We start from the raw sequence: 14855 nt of genomic DNA, 5'->3' as shown, positions 1-14855 counted from the left end.
GAGATGCCCGGGGCAAGCCCGGGCATGACGATCAGGCCTGCTACGCCGTCCGTCCGGCGGCGGCATAAAGCCAGGGCTGGGTGCCGCGCTGCTTCGCCTCGAAGCTGTCGATCTTCGCCTTCTTCTCCAGGGTCAGGCCGATATTGTCGAGGCCGTTGAGCAGGCAATGCTTCTTGAAGGCGTCGATCTCGAATTTGATCACGCCGCCATCGGGGCCGCGGATCTCCTGCTTCTCCAGATCGACGGTGATGCGGGCATTCTGGCCGCGCTTGGCGTCGTCCATCAGCTTGTCGACGTCTTCCTGCGGCAGCTTGATCGGCAGGATGCCGTTCTGGAAGCAGTTGTTGTAGAAGATGTCGGCAAAGCTTGGCGCGATGACGCAGCGGATGCCGTAATCCAGCAGCGCCCAGGGCGCATGCTCGCGCGACGAGCCGCAGCCGAAATTCTCGCCGGCCACGAGGATCTGCGCGCCCTTGTATTGCGGCTGGTTCATGAAGAAGTCCGGCACCGGGTTGCCGTCCTTGTCCTGGCGCAGTTCGAAGAACAGGCCCTTTGCAAGGCCGGTGCGCTCGACGGTCTTCAGGAACTGCTTGGGGATGATCATGTCGGTATCGACATTGATCATCGGCAGCGGCGCCGCGACGGCGGTCAGGGTGGTGAATTTATCCATGACGTCAGTCTCCCCGCTCAAATGAACTTGCGCACATCGGCGAGCTTGCCGGTGACGGCAGCCGCCGCGGCCATGGCCGGGCTCATCAGATGCGTGCGGCCGCGCGGACCCTGGCGGCCCTCGAAATTGCGGTTCGAGGTGGAGGCGCAGCGCTCTTCCGGCTTCAGCTTGTCGGCATTCATCGCCAGGCACATCGAGCAGCCCGGCTCGCGCCATTCAAAGCCGGCCTCGATGAAGATCTTGTCCAGACCTTCCTCCTCGGCCTGATGCTTCACCAGGCCCGAGCCCGGCACGACCATCGCCTGCACGCCCGGGGCGACCTTGCGGCCCTTGGCGATCGCTGCGGCGGCGCGCAGGTCTTCGATGCGGCCATTGGTGCAGGAGCCGATGAAGACGCGCTGGATCGCCACGTCCTCCAGCTTCTCGCCCGGCTTCAGGCCCATATAGTTCAGGGCGCGTTCCAGCGCGGCGCGCTTGGTCTCGTCCTTGATCTCGGCCGGATTGGGCACGGCGCCGGTGATCGGGGCCACGTCCTGCGGACTGGTGCCCCAGGTGACATGCGGCGCGATCTCTTCGGCCTTGAGGAAGACCTCCATGTCGTAATGCGCGCCCGGATCGGAGGGCAGGGTCTTCCACCAGGCCAGCGCCTGTTCCCAGGCGGCGCCCTTGGGCGCATGCGGCTTGCCCTTGACGTATTCGAAGGTGACCTCGTCCGGCGCGATCAGGCCGGCGCGGGCGCCGGCTTCGATCGACATGTTGCAGACCGTCATGCGGCCTTCCATCGACAGGCTGCGGATGGCGCTGCCGGTATATTCCATGACATAGCCGGTGCCGCCGGCGGTGCCGATCTTGCCGATGATGGCGAGGATGATGTCCTTTGCGGTCACGCCCGGGCCGAGCGTGCCGTCGATGTCGATGCGCATGTTCTTGGCGCGCCGCTGCTGCAGCGTCTGGGTCGCCAGCACATGCTCAACCTCCGATGTGCCGATACCGAAGGCCAGCGCGCCGAAGGCGCCGTGCGTCGAGGTATGGCTGTCGCCGCAGACGATGGTCATGCCCGGCTGGGTGAAGCCCTGCTCGGGGCCGACGATATGGACGATACCCTGGTTGATATCGTTCATCGGGTAGTAGTTGACGCCGAATTCCTTGGCATTCCGATCCAGGGTTTCGACCTGGATCCTGGCCTCCTCGTCCTCGAAGACGAACTTGGCACGGTCCGGCGTGGTCGGCACGTTATGATCGGGCACCGCCACCGTGCGGTCGGGGCGGCGCACCTTGCGGCCGGCGGCGCGCAGGCCGGCGAAGGCCTGCGGCGAGGTCACTTCATGAACCAGATGCAGGTCGATATAGAGGAGACCGTTCCCCTGGTCGTCCATATCGACCAGATGGCTGTCCCAGATCTTGTCGTATAACGTGCGCGGCGCGGTCATGGCTGGTCCGATCTTCTTGAACTGTCCAATTGTCTTGAACTGTATTGTGGCCTGGAATAGGGCATTCCCCCAAGGGGCCAGAATTCAAGCCGACCGCCCCGCCCGCGTCCAGTCTGATTTCCGTGGCATCCGGTGGATTTAAATTCGCCTCCGGCTTAAAAGAATTTCCATGCCTCACCTTCCCAGCCGCCGTCTGCTGCCCCTCAATGCCCTGAAAGCCTTCGAGGCGGCCGGCCGGCACCTCAATTTCACCGCTGCGGCCGAGGAACTGTCGGTCACCCTGTCGGCGATTTCCCATCAGATCCGCCAGCTGGAGGAACTGCTGGGCGTGCCGCTGTTCCACCGCACCAAGAAGGGCCTGGTCCTGTCCACCGAGGGGCAGCTCATCCTGCCCGACGTGCAGGAGGGCTTCGACCATCTGGCCAGCGCGCTGTCCAAGCTGGAAGCGCGGCGCGGCGAGGGCACGCTGACGGTGTCCATGCTGTCCACCTTTGCGATGCGCTGGTTCATTCCGCGCCTGCCGCGGTTCCAGGAGAAATACCCGGATATCGAGGTCCGCATCACCACCTCGATCAAGCCGGCCGATCTGGAACGCGAGGGGATCGACTGCGCCATCCGCCATGGCGACGGCGACTGGCCCGGCCTGAACGCCACCCGGCTGTTCTCGGAATCGCTGGTGCCGGTGGCCGCGCCCAAGCTGGCCGCCATGCTGAAGACCCCCTCAGACCTGAAGGGGCAGAAGCTGCTGCATTCGCAGAACCGGCGCGACGACTGGCGTATCTGGCTCAATGCCGCCGGGGTGAAGGACAAGGCGATCGACCCCACCGTGGGGCCGATGTTCGAAACGCGCTCCTATGCCATCCAGGCCGCCGTGCAGGGCATGGGGGTTGCGGTGATGGACCCGGAACTGGTGGCCGAGGAGATCGCCGCCGGACGGCTGCAGACCCTGTTCGACACCACGCCGCTGGCGCTGACCAACGGCTACTGGTTCGTCTGCCTGCAGCACATGGCGGATGCGCCGCGCATCAAGGCGATGCGCGACTGGCTGGTGGAAGACGTTTCCAAGAAGAAGGACGAGGCGGCCTGACCGCTCGCCTCAACACCGGGCCGGTTTCCCGGCCCGGTTGATCAAAGCGGTGTCAGCGGCGCCGGTCGAACGACAGCGGACCGGGACCGAAGGCGGCGATGAATAGCAGGCCGCCGGTGATTGCGAGATTCTTGTAGAACATGATCTTGTTGGTGCCGGCCATCGCGGCATCGCTCATCGCCCAGTAATTGTGGAACAGAACCGCGGCGGCGACCGTGAAGGCGGCCAGGATCAGGGCAGCCCAGCGGGCCTTGAAGCCGATCAGCAGCGCCAAAGCGACGAGCACTTCGACGATGATCGTGCCGACGGCGGCAACCTCCGGCAAAGGCAAGTTCTTCGAAGCGATATAGCCGACCGTGCCTTCGAAGCCCGAAATCTTGCCGATGCCCGCCGGGATGAACAGCAGCGCGATCAGAATGCGGCCCACCAGGGGACCAAGTTTCTCGATGAGTGACATCGCTGTCTTCCTTTGTGTTTCCGCCTCTTACGGCAGATCCTTATAGCATAACGACCATGGCGAAGGGCATTCGCCATGGCCGCGGCTACACTTATAGTGACTAGATTTGGATGACGGGATTTACGCCGCCTTGTCGAGTTCGGCCTGCGCAGCCTGCTCGCGCGCCAGCGCGCGCTGCACAGCCGGACGCTGCTGCATGCGCTCGAAATGCTTGGCGTAGTTGGGATAGGCGGAAACGTCGAGACCCAGCTTCTTGGCCCAGTTGAAGAAGACGAAGATATAGCCATCGGCAACCGACCAGTCGCCGAACAGCCATTCCTTGCCCTCCAGCGCCTTTTCGATCAGCGCAAAGTTGGCGGCATTCTGCTCGGTGGCCAGCTTCTTGATGTTGTCGGCGCTGTCGGGCAGATCGCAGAAACGCTGCGGGCCGAAGAAGCGCGACAGGACCGGATGCACGCCGGAGGCGCACCAGGCAAGGAAGGACAGCGCCTCGGCTTCCTTCAGCGGATCGCCGGCCGGCAGCAGTCTGGCCTGGGGATAAGTCTTCGCCAGCCAGGACAGGATGGCGACATTTTCGGTCAGCACCTTGCCGTCGATCGCCAGCGCCGGAACCTTACCCTTCGGGTTCACTGCCAGATATTCCGGCGAGCGGGTCTGACCCTTGCGGGTGGAGGTTACCTTGGGGGTAAACGAAACGCCGGCTTCTTCCAGCGCAATATGCGTCGCCAGCGAGCAGGCGCCGGGAGAGAAATAGAAGTCGATCTTGGGCATTGAGAACATTTCCTCCTTGAGAACGGCAGAACAGCCGCTACCGAGGCATATGCCATCGCCCCGCTGTTTTGCAAGAAGGCACCATCCGCTCCGATACTTACCAGAAATACCGCCCGGACGGCGGCCGCTGAAACGACGGCAGAATGTCATGTAAGCGGTGAATGCGGGCGCGTTTATGTCGCACCTGTGTCGCATTGGCGCATTTATGTCCGCAACGAATTCAATCCGGAATGAAGGCGCATGATGCCTTCGCGTTCTTGACTCGCTCAAAAATACGCAGGCCGGAACGGAACAACCAATGGACGGTGTCGTTGTGAACACACCCGCCGGGCAGGTCTCGGCATCCTCGCCGCCAGCACGGCAAGGTCCATCGCATACCGCCACTGGAGGAGCCCCATGGCATTCAATCCGCTGCAAGAGCGCGGCATCCCCATCGAACGGCAATTTCGCAACTGGTCCGAGCTCAACGTCAAACCCTACGACAAGGAAACCGTCCATCCCTACAGCCGCTGCCGCGGCATCGTGATGAACGGCATCGAGGTCGAAGCGGTGATGTTCTCGCATACCATGGCGCGCCATACCGCGGACCCGAAGGTGAAGCAGCAGCTCGCGCTGGTGCGCCGCGCCGAGGCGCAGCAGCAGAAGGCGATCAACTGGCTGATCCCGGGCAATGAATCGACCCTGGAGGTGACCATCGGCTACGAGCAGGTCGCCGTCGACCTCACCGCCTGGGTCGCCCAGCATGAGCCGGACGCCTATCTGAAGCAGGTCTACGAATTCGGCCTGCTGGAGGATTTCGATCACCTCTATCGCTACGCCAACCTCATGGGGCTGATCGAAAGCGACAAGAAGGCTGAGAAGATCGTCGGCGCACTGACCGAAATCATGCCGGGGCGCCCGACCATCTTCGAGCATCGCGATCCCCGCGACGAAATCCGCCGGCCGATGACGGCTTTGGCCGCCGATCCGCAATCGATCCTGAACGCGCTGACCGTGATGGCGGCCGAGCAGCAGACGATGAACTTCTACATGACCATCGGCAACCGGCCGCAGGAAATGCTGGCGCGCGGCCTTTATGCCGAGATCGCCGAGATTGAAGAGCAGCATGTCAGTCACTATGAGTCGATCCTCGATCCGACCGCCTCCTGGCTGACCAATCTGGTCATGCATGAATACAACGAATGCTGGCTCTACTGGTCCTTCATGGAGCAGGAGCCCGATCCGCGCGTAAAGGCGCTCTATGAGCTGCATCTGAACATGGAGATCGAGCATCTGCGGCTCGCCTGCGAGATGATGAAGCAGATCGAAAAGCGCGATCCCGCCGAGATGCTGCCAAAGAGCCTCGAGCAGCCGCTGCTCTTCCAGGAAAACAAGGACTACGTGCGCCAGGTGCTGAAGGATCAGATCGACCTGACGTCGAAGGAAGAGAAATTCGTGCCGATCAGCGACCTGCCGGACGATCACCGCTACTTCGCCTACCAGCAGGTGGTCAACGAAGGCGGCGTGCCCAGCGAGCAGGTGATCGAACAGGCCCGCGCGGACGGCGGCGAATACCGCCTGGAGACCGAGGGGCCGCATCCGACGCCGGGCCTGCGGCGCGACGGCGAGCGCAAGAACGCCACCACCGGCTACGCCAGCCGGCTCGTGGCGTAAGGATTAAACGGAGGAGAGAACCAGCATGGCTAAGCGTACACAGACGAAAAGAAAATCAAGTTCCAGCACGCGCAAGGGACGCACGGCCACGACGGCGCGGCGCAAGACGTCCAGCCGCTCGACCGCGCGGCGCAGCACATCCCGCCCCGGCCGCCGCAGCCGCCTGACGATCACGCCGGCGATGCGCAAAGTCGCCCGCGAGATGAGCCAGATGATGTCGGAAAAGACGGTTCCGGCCGATGCGATCGCGCTGCTGAAGCAGGATCACCGCGAGGTGGAGGCGCTGTTCGAGCAGTTCGAGCATCTGGAAAGCAATGCGGAGAAGGCGGCGATGGCGGCCAAGATCTGCCTGATGCTCAAGGTGCATGCCAAGATCGAGGAGGAACTGCTTTATCCCGCTGCTCAGGACGAGAGCGATACGGTGGAGGAGGACCTTGTCGACGAGGCCATCGTCGAGCATGCCTCAGCCAAGCAGCTGATCGCCGAGATCGAAAAGATGAAGCCCAGCGAGGATCTCTACGACGCCAAGGTCAAGGTGCTTGGCGAATACGTCAAGCATCACGTCAAGGAAGAGGAAAACGAGCTCTTCCCGCAATTGCAGCAAAGTGATCTGGACCTGCACGAAATGGGCCGCGAGCTCATGGAGCGCAAGCTGGAACTGCTGATGCAGATGACCAGCAGGGCCTGACCGGACGATGGGACGCGCCGGACAGGCGCTGGTCTGTCCATCGTGAAAACGACGAACCGCCTGCCGGTGAAAACCGGCAGGCGGTTCTGATTCAAGCGGTCCCGGGCGCCGAGGTGCCCGATCCCGTTACTCCTTGTCGGCAGCGCCCTGGTAGTCGCGCTTCTCGGTGATGCGGGCCGCCTTGCCGGTACGGCCGCGCAGGTAGTAGAGCTTGGCGCGGCGCACGTCGCCGCGGCGGACCACGACGATCGATTCGATGCGCGGCGAATAGAGCGGGAAGATGCGCTCCACGCCCTCGCCGTAGGAGATCTTGCGCACGGTGAACGAGGAGTTCACGCCGCGGTTGGAGCGGGCGATGCACACGCCTTCATAGGCCTGCACGCGCTCGCGGCCGCCTTCGATGACCTTGACGTTCACCTTCAGCGTGTCACCCGGACCGAAATCCGGCACGGCGCGCGCAGCCGCCAAAGCGTCGGACTGCTCCTTCTCGATCTGCTGCAAAAGATTCATGGCCAACCGCCTTTCTTCAAAAAGTCAAAACTCGTTTCACGTTCCGCCACCGCCCTTGCGGCGCCGGTATTCTTCCCACAGGTCCGGCCGGCGTTCGGCGGTGATCTGTTCCGCCATCGCGCGCCGCCAGGCTGCGATCTTCTCGTGGTGGCCCGACAGCAGCACGTCCGGCACGCTGCGGCCCTCCCACATCTGCGGCCGGGTATACTGGGGATATTCCAGCAAGCCGTCCGCGAAACTCTCCTCGGTGCCGGACTCTTCGGCACCCATGACCCCGGGCAGCAGCCGCACCACCGCGTCGATCAACGCGTAGGCCGCGATCTCGCCGCCCGAGAGGACGAAATCGCCGAGGCTGACCTCGACGACGGGGCGCGCCTGCAACAGCCGCTCGTCCACCCCTTCGAACCGGCCGCAGATCAGCGTCACGCCGCCTGCCGCCTTGACCTCGTGCACCAGGGCCTGATCCAGGCGCCGGCCACGCGGCGAAAAGTATATCAGCGGCTGGGACTTGGCTGCCTCGTCCTCCCGTACGGAGTCGATCGCCGCCGCCAGTACATCCGGCCGCATCACCATGCCGGGCCCGCCCCCAAAGGGGGTGTCGTCGACGGTGCGGTGTTTATCGCGCGCGAAGTCGCGGATGTCCACCACTCCCAGCGCCCACACACCCTCGGCCAGCGCCCGGCCTGCCAAACTCTGCCCCAGCGGGCCGGGAAACATCGCCGGGTATAACGTCAGTACCCGGGCAGTCCACGGCCGGACCGGAGCGTTGCTCATCCTTCGACCTTCCGGCCGTCCTCTTTACGCCCGTCGCCTTTACTCTCGTCGCCGAGCCAGAAAGCCGGTTCCACCAGCAGCTTGCCGCCGGCGATGTCCACTTCCGGCACCGCGTCGTCGGTGAACGGCACCATGGCCGAGCGGCCGCCTTCGGTTCGCACCTCCAGCATGTCGCCGGCGCCGAAATTATGCACCGCGACCACCTGGCCCAGAACGCGGCCGGTAACGGTGATGGCCTGCAGCCCGATCAGATCGGCGTGGTAGTACTCGCCCGGTTCGGCCTGCGGCAGGGCGGTGCGCTCGACATGCAGCTCGGTGCCTTTCAGCGCCTCGGCTGCGTTGCGGTCCGTCACGCCCTCGATGCTGGCAATCACCACGTCACCCTTGCTTACCCGCCGCACGGTCAGCTTGAAGCGCCGCTGGCCGCTGGCATCCTGCAGGGGACCGTAATCCCCGATCGCTTCCGGCTCTGCGGTGAAGGTCTTGACCCTCACCTCGCCGCGGATGCCTTGCGCGCCGATCACGACGCCCAGCATGACCGTGCGGGTCATGCTTTCGATCAGGCGGCGTCGCCGGCCGGCGTTGCGGCGGCCTCAGCCGCAGCCTTGGCGGCTTCCTCGGCAGCCTTCATACGCTCCTGCGCCTTGGCCTTCGGCTTGCCCTTGATCGGGTTGTTGCCGTGCTGCCACTTCATCAGGCCGGCCTCGGCGAAGAAGCGGGCGCAGCGGTCCGACGGAATCGCGCCGCAATCCAGCCAGTACTTGATGCGGTCGACATCAAGCTGCACGCGCTGCTTGTCCTTCGGCAGCATCGGGTCGTAGGAGCCGACCTTCTCGATGAAGCGGCCGTCGCGCGGGCTGTGCGAATCGGCAACCACGATGCGGTAATACGGACGCTTCTTGGCGCCGCCGCGGGTCATGCGGATCTTGACTGACATTGAACTTCCTTTCGTTAAACCGTGAAAACTCAAAAACTGTGAAACTGAACTGTTGCACCCTTACAGCTTGGGCATGCCGGGCATTCCCGGCAGCATCGCGCCCATGCTGCGCATGAAACCTTTCTGCCCCAGCTTCGACATGCGCTTCATCATGTCGGCCATCTGCATGTGCTGCTTGAGCAGCTTGTTGACGTCCTGCACCGAGGTGCCCGAGCCGGCCGCGATGCGCTTCTTGCGCGAGGCGTGAATCAGCTTCGGATTCTTGCGCTCTTCCTTGGTCATCGAGCCGATGATGGCTTCCTGACGCTTCAGGATGGTTTCGTCGATATTGGCCTGCGCCAGCTGCTGCTTGATCTTGCCGATGCCCGGCAGCATGCCCATCACGCCCGACATGCCGCCCATCTTGCGCAGCTGCTTGAGCTGGGAGGCCATGTCGTCGAGATCGAACTGGCCCTTCTGCACGCGGGCGGCCAGGCGCTCGGCTTCTTCCTTTTCGATCGTCTCGGCGGCTTTTTCGACCAGCGACACGATGTCGCCCATGCCGAGGATGCGCTGCGCGATGCGCTCGGGATGGAAGCTTTCCAGCGCATCCATCTTTTCGCCCACGCCGATCAGCTTGATCGGCTTGCCGGTGACGGCGCGCATCGACAATGCTGCGCCGCCGCGGCCATCGCCATCGACGCGGGTCAGAACGATGCCGGTGATGCCGACGCGCTCGTTGAAGCTCTTCGCGACGTTGACCGCATCCTGGCCGGTCAGCGCATCGGCGACCAGCAGCGTCTCATGCGGCTGCACGGCATCGCGCACCGCTGCGACTTCCAGCATCAGCGGCTCGTCGATATGCAGACGGCCGGCGGTATCCAGCATCAGCACGTCAAAGCCGCCGAGCTTGGCGGCCTGCAGTGCGCGCTTGGCAATGTCGACCGGCATCTGGCCCGGCACGATGGGCAGCGTTGCAACGCCGGTCTGCTCGCCGAGAATCCTGAGCTGTTCCTGCGCGGCAGGGCGATAGACGTCGAGCGACGCCATCAGCACCTTCTTGCGTTCCTTGTTCTGCAGGCGCAGGGCGATCTTGGCGGTCGAGGTGGTCTTGCCCGACCCCTGCAGGCCGACCATCAGCACCGGCACCGGCGGCACGGCGGCAAGGCTGATTTCCTCGCCCTCGCCGGCGCCGCCCAGCATCTCGACGAGATGATCGTGGACGATCTTGATGACCATCTGGCCCGGCGTGACCGAGCGCAGAACTTCCTGGCCAACTGCCTTGGCCTTCACGCCGTCGATGAAGCTTTTGACGACGGGGAGCGCGACATCGGCTTCCAGCAGCGCCACGCGCACTTCGCGCAGCGCTTCCGAAACATCGGATTCAGTCAGTGCGCCGCGCTTGCGCAGCCGCTCGAAAACCTCACCCAGTTTGCCGCTCAGCGACTCAAACATGATTCCTCTGCTCCGTTTCCAGCTGGTGAGGCTGATATAGTCGCAAAACGAAACGGCGCCCGTGCGCGAAACTCGCGGACGGACGGCGATCCTCGGACCGGATACAGCTCCCAAAACCGGAAAGCGGGCGGAATAAAGCGGTTTGGTGGGGGGAAGTCAAGGCATCCTCACCCATCCGTCCCGCGAAAGCGCGGGACCCAGGGCCGCTTGTCCGGATTATGCGGCGCCTGAGGCAGTATATCTGGGGCCTGCATACCGTGCCGTATGCCAGAAAGACAGACTTATCAAAGGCTTACGGGGAAGGGTCGCGCGGAATCTCAGCCCGGATCAGGCCCAGCGGCGCCAGCCATTCCTTACCGTTCAGCTTGGCGCCGGAAATCCAGCCCATCGCCGAGCCGAGCCGGAAGCCGCCTTCAAGCTGCACCGGGATCCAGGCGTCGATGCCGTCTGGCTGGACCAGCCAGATCAGGGTCGGCTGTTCGTCTTTTTCGCTCCATTCCGCCAGATACGTACGGGTATAGCCGGCCACCGGCTCGATCTTGACCTGGCATTTGAAGGCCGGGCCGCTATAGGCGCTGCGGTTATGCGGCTTCACCCAGTCGGGGCCGATGGGGGTGAAATGCATGTTGTAGCGCCGCCGGCCGTCGAAGATCGCATCCATGCCGGTGCAGGGCGGCTCGGCGCCGCCGCGCAGCGCCCGGGCGATCATCGCCGTGGTCGGATCAGAGGTGCCTTGCAGCAGGGATTCCGGCACCGGCTCGCGGTCGTCGGTTTCGTTCGGCGGCTCCAGCATGTCGATGATCGGCTGGCCGTCCTTTTCCCAGGTCATCCGGGTGGCGCGCTTCGACCAGTTGCCGTCGCTCTGGGTGACATACAGCATCGGCCGCAGCTGCGCCCCGTCGATGCGGGCAACCACCTGGCCGGTCATGGTGAAGCTCATCACCCAGTCCAGCATGCCGGCGGTTTTCATCGCCGTATCGACCTGCACGGCACTTTCGCCGCGCTTCGTCGCCAGCCGCATCTCGACGCCCTTGGAGCCCAGCGCATAGACGCCGAAGGTCACTTCCGCGCTATGCACGGGCTGACGCGCGCCGTTGCTGGATTCCGTGCCGGATGTTTCGGCGCGGGTGTCGCAAATCGTGAATGCCAGGAAGGGCAGCGCCAGCAGGGGCAATATTGGAAGAGGCAACAGCCGCCGGGCCGACTTCGGGCTGCCGGGGCAGGCGGCCTTTGCGGTTTGTACGGGCCGCTTTGCGAAGGACGAAACCATCTTCCGCATGGCCCTAATGTAAGGCCGAATCGGCAAAATCCAGAGGGATTTTTATGCGGCCATTCTTGGGACGCCGATACAGCCCAGCCAGCCGGCTCGCCCCCGGTGCGCCTCTGTGGCTCAGCGGTGCGCCTCTGAGGCTCAGGCGTCCATGCGGCCCAGTTCGCGGCCCACCGCCAGTTGCAGGCCGCGCAGCAGCTCTTCGCCCGCCTGGGTCATGTCGGCGCGGGTTTCGGTGCGGCGCAGGGCATAGAGCGCATCGATCAGCAGGCCGACCAGCTCCAGATGGTGTTCTTCCGCGGGCACCACACGGCGCAGGCAATCGCTCAGCAGCGCAACCCCGGTGCCGGTCATCTTCCAGCCGGCCTGATGGCAGATTTCCGCCAAGGCCCGGCAATCCTGCTCGGCATCGCCGCAGAATAGAAGCGCCGAAACCGGATCCTCCCGCGCCGCCGTCAGACGGGCGCGCAGCAGATCGAGCCGGGCGGCCAATGCCTCGGACAGGGCCTGTTCCTGCATTTCGGTCACGAAGACGGGGCGGGTCTCTGCATCTGCCGGATGGTCCTCGGCCGTCTGGCCGGCATCGCTGTGCGAACCGCGCGCAAGATCGGCCCGCGCTTTTTCCAGCGCGCGCAGAGGGTTACTCTCGACGGGGAGGTCCAGCCGATTCGTCATGGCTCTATCGATACGAATCCGGAAGAGCCGCTGTCAATCGATGTTAACGTCCAGTCCGGACGACTGACAGAATTGGTCAGATTCATCCGGCCCTTGCCGTGCGGAGCGGCTCATCAGGGCCTACCGCCAGTGGCACTGGCTGCCTGTGGCACTTGGCTGGGCGCTTCGCTAAGGTCCGGCCATGTCTTTCGCCCGCCGCCCCGCCGATCCCGCCGCCCATGCCGCCCAACTGGCCGAGCGCCTGATCGCCGGGGATCGCCGGGCGCTGGCCCGCGCCATCACGCTTGTCGAATCCAGGCATCCGCAGGACCAGGCTGCCGCCGAAGCCCTGCTGCAGCAGATCCTGCCCGCCACCGGCAAGGCGATCCGCATCGGCATCTCCGGCACGCCCGGCGTGGGCAAGTCCAGCTTCATCGAACGCTTCGGCACCTATCTCACCGGCCAGGGCCATCGCGTCGCCGTGCTGGCAATTGATCCGTCCTCGACGCTCTCCGGCGGCTCGATCCTGGGCGACAAGACGCGCATGGAAAAACTGGCGCGCGATCCGAATGCCTTCATCCGGCCCACGCCGTCCGGCGGCTCGCTGGGTGGCGTGGCGCGCCGCACGCGCGAGGCGATGCTGCTCACCGAAGCAGCCGGCTTCGATGTCGTGCTGGTGGAAACCGTCGGCGTCGGCCAGTCGGAAACGACGGTGGCTGGCATGGTCGACATCTTCCTGCTGCTGCTGGCGCCGGCCGGCGGCGACGATCTGCAGGGCATCAAGCGCGGCATCATGGAACTGGCCGATCTCATCGTGATCAACAAGGCCGATGGCGATCTGCTCAAGCCCGCGCGCCTTGCCGCCGCCGATTACCGCATGGCGCTGCATCTGATGCGGCCCCGCCATGCCGAATGGATGCCGCAGGTGCGGCTTGCCTCTGCCTTGCTGAATGAAGGCATTGATGAGGTCTGGTCCGTCATTGGCGACTACCGCGCCGCTTTGGAAAAGACCGGCGCATGGCAGGCCCAGCGCCGCGCCCAGGCCGAAGCCTGGCTGATGCGCGAATTGCAGGACGGCCTGCTCGATCTGCTGCAAAGCGATCCGCAGATCGCACAGGAACTGCCGAAACTGCAGAAGGCGGTCGGCGCGGGGAAGACGACGCCATCGGCTGCCGCGCGCAGGCTGCTCGCCATGCTGCGGCGATAGGATACGCGGCGCATGACCTGGGATCAGCGAAGCGGTCAGTTCAAACTCGGTGATGTGAAAACGCTGTCCGGCGAAATCCTGCCGGACGCAGTCTTAAGCTGGAAAGCGCATGGCAGGCTGAATGCCGCGCGCGACAACGTCATCCTCTATCCGACCAGTTATGGCGCCCAGCATCCGGATCTGGAATGGCTGATCCATCCGGACGGCGTGCTCGATCCCACGCGCTGGTTCATCGTCATCCCGGACATGTTCGGCAACGGGCTGTCCTCCAGCCCGTCGAACAATCCAAACTATCCGTCGCTGGTCACGGCCTATGACAACGTGCAGGCGCAACGCCGCCTGTTGGCCGAGCAGTTCGGCATCGAGCGCCTCGCCTGCGTCTATGGCTGGTCGATGGGCGCGCAGCAGGCCTATCACTGGGCCGCGCTGTTTCCCGATCAGGTCGCGCGCATCGTGGTCAACTGCGGCTCGGCGCGCACGGCCGTGCATAACAAGGTGTTTTTGCTCAGCCTGATGGCAACGCTCGAAGCCGCGCCCGAGCATCTCGGCAATGGCCGGTTCAGCAGCCAGCCCAAAGCGGCGATGCGCGCTTTCGGCCGCATCTATGCGGCCTGGGCGCTCAGCCAGGATTTCTATCGTGCCGGTCTGCATCTTTCGGCACTGAAGGCGCCGGACCTGGAAACCTTTCTGCGCACCGATTGGGAAGAACGGTTCGGCCGCCGCGCCGCTGCCGATCTCTATGCGCAACTGCGCTGCTGGCATGCTGGCGATATCAGCGCCAATCCGCAATACAACGGCGACCTCGCTGCCGCCCTGCGCGCCATCAAGGCGCGCGTGCTGCTGATGCCGGGCGAGACGGACCTTTATTTCCGCGTCGCCGACAACGAAGCCGAATTGCCTTATCTGCGCGACGCCGAACTCTGCCCGATCCCCAGCATCTGGGGCCACCGCGCCGGCAATCCGGCGCTAAACCCGGAAGACACAGCCTTCATCAAGGCGCAGGTGCGGCGCTGGCTGGTTTAGCGAGGGCAAAGAATGCATGATTTTTTTTCACTCATTCCTGAGAAAGCCGGAAATTCAGGCGCAATTCTTCATGTTGTGTACGCAAGGGGCTGAATGTTTCTACGCGGGGCGACGATCGGAAAAGACTGGGGGCTTATATTCGTTGCCCTAAAGTGAAAAGGGGGCGTTTTGCAGGCTTTTAGATGGTTAAGCCTTTGATATTAAATAAATAACAAGTTCAATTTTTCAGGATTGTTTTTCCGGCTGCACCAACATATTGTTTCTAACAATTGTTAGAACGCAAGAGCTGA

At 63.8% G+C, this 14855-nt stretch carries 16 protein-coding genes; 5 read left to right on the top strand and 11 right to left on the bottom strand.

The genetic code is table 11. The features are described from left to right. Positions 1-40: 40 nt before the first annotated feature. Positions 41-670, bottom strand: coding sequence for a 3-isopropylmalate dehydratase small subunit (leuD, locus tag Q0603_RS13035; protein ID WP_298726329.1), 630 nt, complete (start codon positions 668-670; stop codon positions 41-43). A 17-nt stretch (positions 671-687) separates the two neighbouring features. Continuing rightward, the gene (gene leuC / locus Q0603_RS13030) at positions 688-2100 is read right to left on the bottom strand and encodes a 3-isopropylmalate dehydratase large subunit (RefSeq protein ID WP_298726327.1); all 1413 of its coding nucleotides are present in this window, start codon (positions 2098-2100) and stop codon (positions 688-690) included. Between the two features lie 169 nt (positions 2101-2269). Between leuC and gcvA the strand changes: the two genes are divergently transcribed. Beyond that, positions 2270-3187 carry a transcriptional regulator GcvA gene (gene gcvA / locus Q0603_RS13025; RefSeq protein WP_298726325.1) on the top strand — a complete coding sequence of 306 codons (918 nt, stop codon included), beginning with the start codon at positions 2270-2272 and terminating at the stop codon, positions 3185-3187. Positions 3188-3239: 52 nt separating this feature from the next. On the opposite strand, the gene Q0603_RS13020 is transcribed toward gcvA, so the two are convergent. Together Q0603_RS13020 and Q0603_RS13015 are read right to left on the bottom strand one after the other, a co-directional pair. Then, positions 3240-3644: a DoxX family protein gene (locus Q0603_RS13020; protein ID WP_298726323.1), complete on the bottom strand. Its 405-nt coding sequence runs from the start codon at positions 3642-3644 to the stop codon at positions 3240-3242. 120 nt (positions 3645-3764) lie between these two features. After that, positions 3765-4415, bottom strand: a complete 651-nt coding sequence (locus Q0603_RS13015) for a glutathione S-transferase N-terminal domain-containing protein (RefSeq protein WP_298726320.1) — start codon at positions 4413-4415, stop codon at positions 3765-3767. A 396-nt stretch (positions 4416-4811) separates the two neighbouring features. On the opposite strand from Q0603_RS13015, the gene Q0603_RS13010 reads away from it, so the two are divergent. Further along, entirely contained in the window at positions 4812-6068 is a 1257-nt protein-coding gene (locus tag Q0603_RS13010; RefSeq protein WP_298726317.1) for a hypothetical protein, read from the top strand. A 25-nt stretch (positions 6069-6093) separates the two neighbouring features. Further along, complete coding sequence (locus Q0603_RS13005) at positions 6094-6756, top strand: hemerythrin domain-containing protein (RefSeq protein ID WP_298726316.1); 663 nt, start codon at positions 6094-6096, stop codon at positions 6754-6756. Positions 6757-6882: 126 nt separating this feature from the next. Here Q0603_RS13005 and rplS read toward each other — a convergent pair whose 3' ends face one another. From rplS to Q0603_RS12970, 7 genes are all read right to left on the bottom strand, one after another. Then, positions 6883-7266, bottom strand: coding sequence for a 50S ribosomal protein L19 (rplS, locus tag Q0603_RS13000; RefSeq protein WP_298726314.1), 384 nt, complete (start codon positions 7264-7266; stop codon positions 6883-6885). A gap of 36 nt (positions 7267-7302) precedes the next feature. Next, a complete protein-coding gene (trmD, locus tag Q0603_RS12995; protein ID WP_298726312.1) occupies positions 7303-8040 on the bottom strand; it encodes a tRNA (guanosine(37)-N1)-methyltransferase TrmD in 738 nt (245 codons plus the stop codon). Continuing rightward, positions 8037-8591 carry a ribosome maturation factor RimM gene (gene rimM, locus Q0603_RS12990; protein ID WP_298726310.1) on the bottom strand — a complete coding sequence of 185 codons (555 nt, stop codon included), beginning with the start codon at positions 8589-8591 and terminating at the stop codon, positions 8037-8039. Before rimM ends, trmD begins: the two co-directional genes overlap by 4 nt. 8 nt (positions 8592-8599) lie before the next feature. Next, complete coding sequence (gene rpsP, locus Q0603_RS12985) at positions 8600-8977, bottom strand: 30S ribosomal protein S16 (protein ID WP_298726308.1); 378 nt, start codon at positions 8975-8977, stop codon at positions 8600-8602. Positions 8978-9037: 60 nt separating this feature from the next. Next, a complete protein-coding gene (ffh, locus tag Q0603_RS12980; protein WP_298726307.1) occupies positions 9038-10411 on the bottom strand; it encodes a signal recognition particle protein in 1374 nt (457 codons plus the stop codon). 292 nt (positions 10412-10703) lie between these two features. Next, entirely contained in the window at positions 10704-11600 is an 897-nt protein-coding gene (locus Q0603_RS12975; RefSeq protein WP_298726305.1) for a DUF3108 domain-containing protein, read from the bottom strand. Between the two features lie 222 nt (positions 11601-11822). Next, positions 11823-12356 carry a hypothetical protein gene (locus Q0603_RS12970; protein WP_298726303.1) on the bottom strand — a complete coding sequence of 178 codons (534 nt, stop codon included), beginning with the start codon at positions 12354-12356 and terminating at the stop codon, positions 11823-11825. Positions 12357-12537: 181 nt separating this feature from the next. On the opposite strand from Q0603_RS12970, the gene meaB reads away from it, so the two are divergent. Continuing rightward, positions 12538-13542 (top strand): methylmalonyl Co-A mutase-associated GTPase MeaB, encoded by a 1005-nt coding sequence (gene meaB, locus Q0603_RS12965; protein ID WP_298726300.1) that lies wholly within the window; start codon positions 12538-12540, stop codon positions 13540-13542. 12 nt (positions 13543-13554) lie between these two features. Further along, entirely contained in the window at positions 13555-14565 is a 1011-nt protein-coding gene (locus Q0603_RS12960; RefSeq protein ID WP_298726299.1) for an alpha/beta fold hydrolase, read from the top strand. Positions 14566-14855 lie beyond the last annotated feature (290 nt).

It is taken from the genome of uncultured Ferrovibrio sp. (assembly GCF_937960835.1).
Classification (GTDB): Bacteria; Pseudomonadota; Alphaproteobacteria; order Ferrovibrionales; family Ferrovibrionaceae; genus Ferrovibrio.
This window is presented reverse-complemented; position numbering and strand designations above follow the sequence as displayed.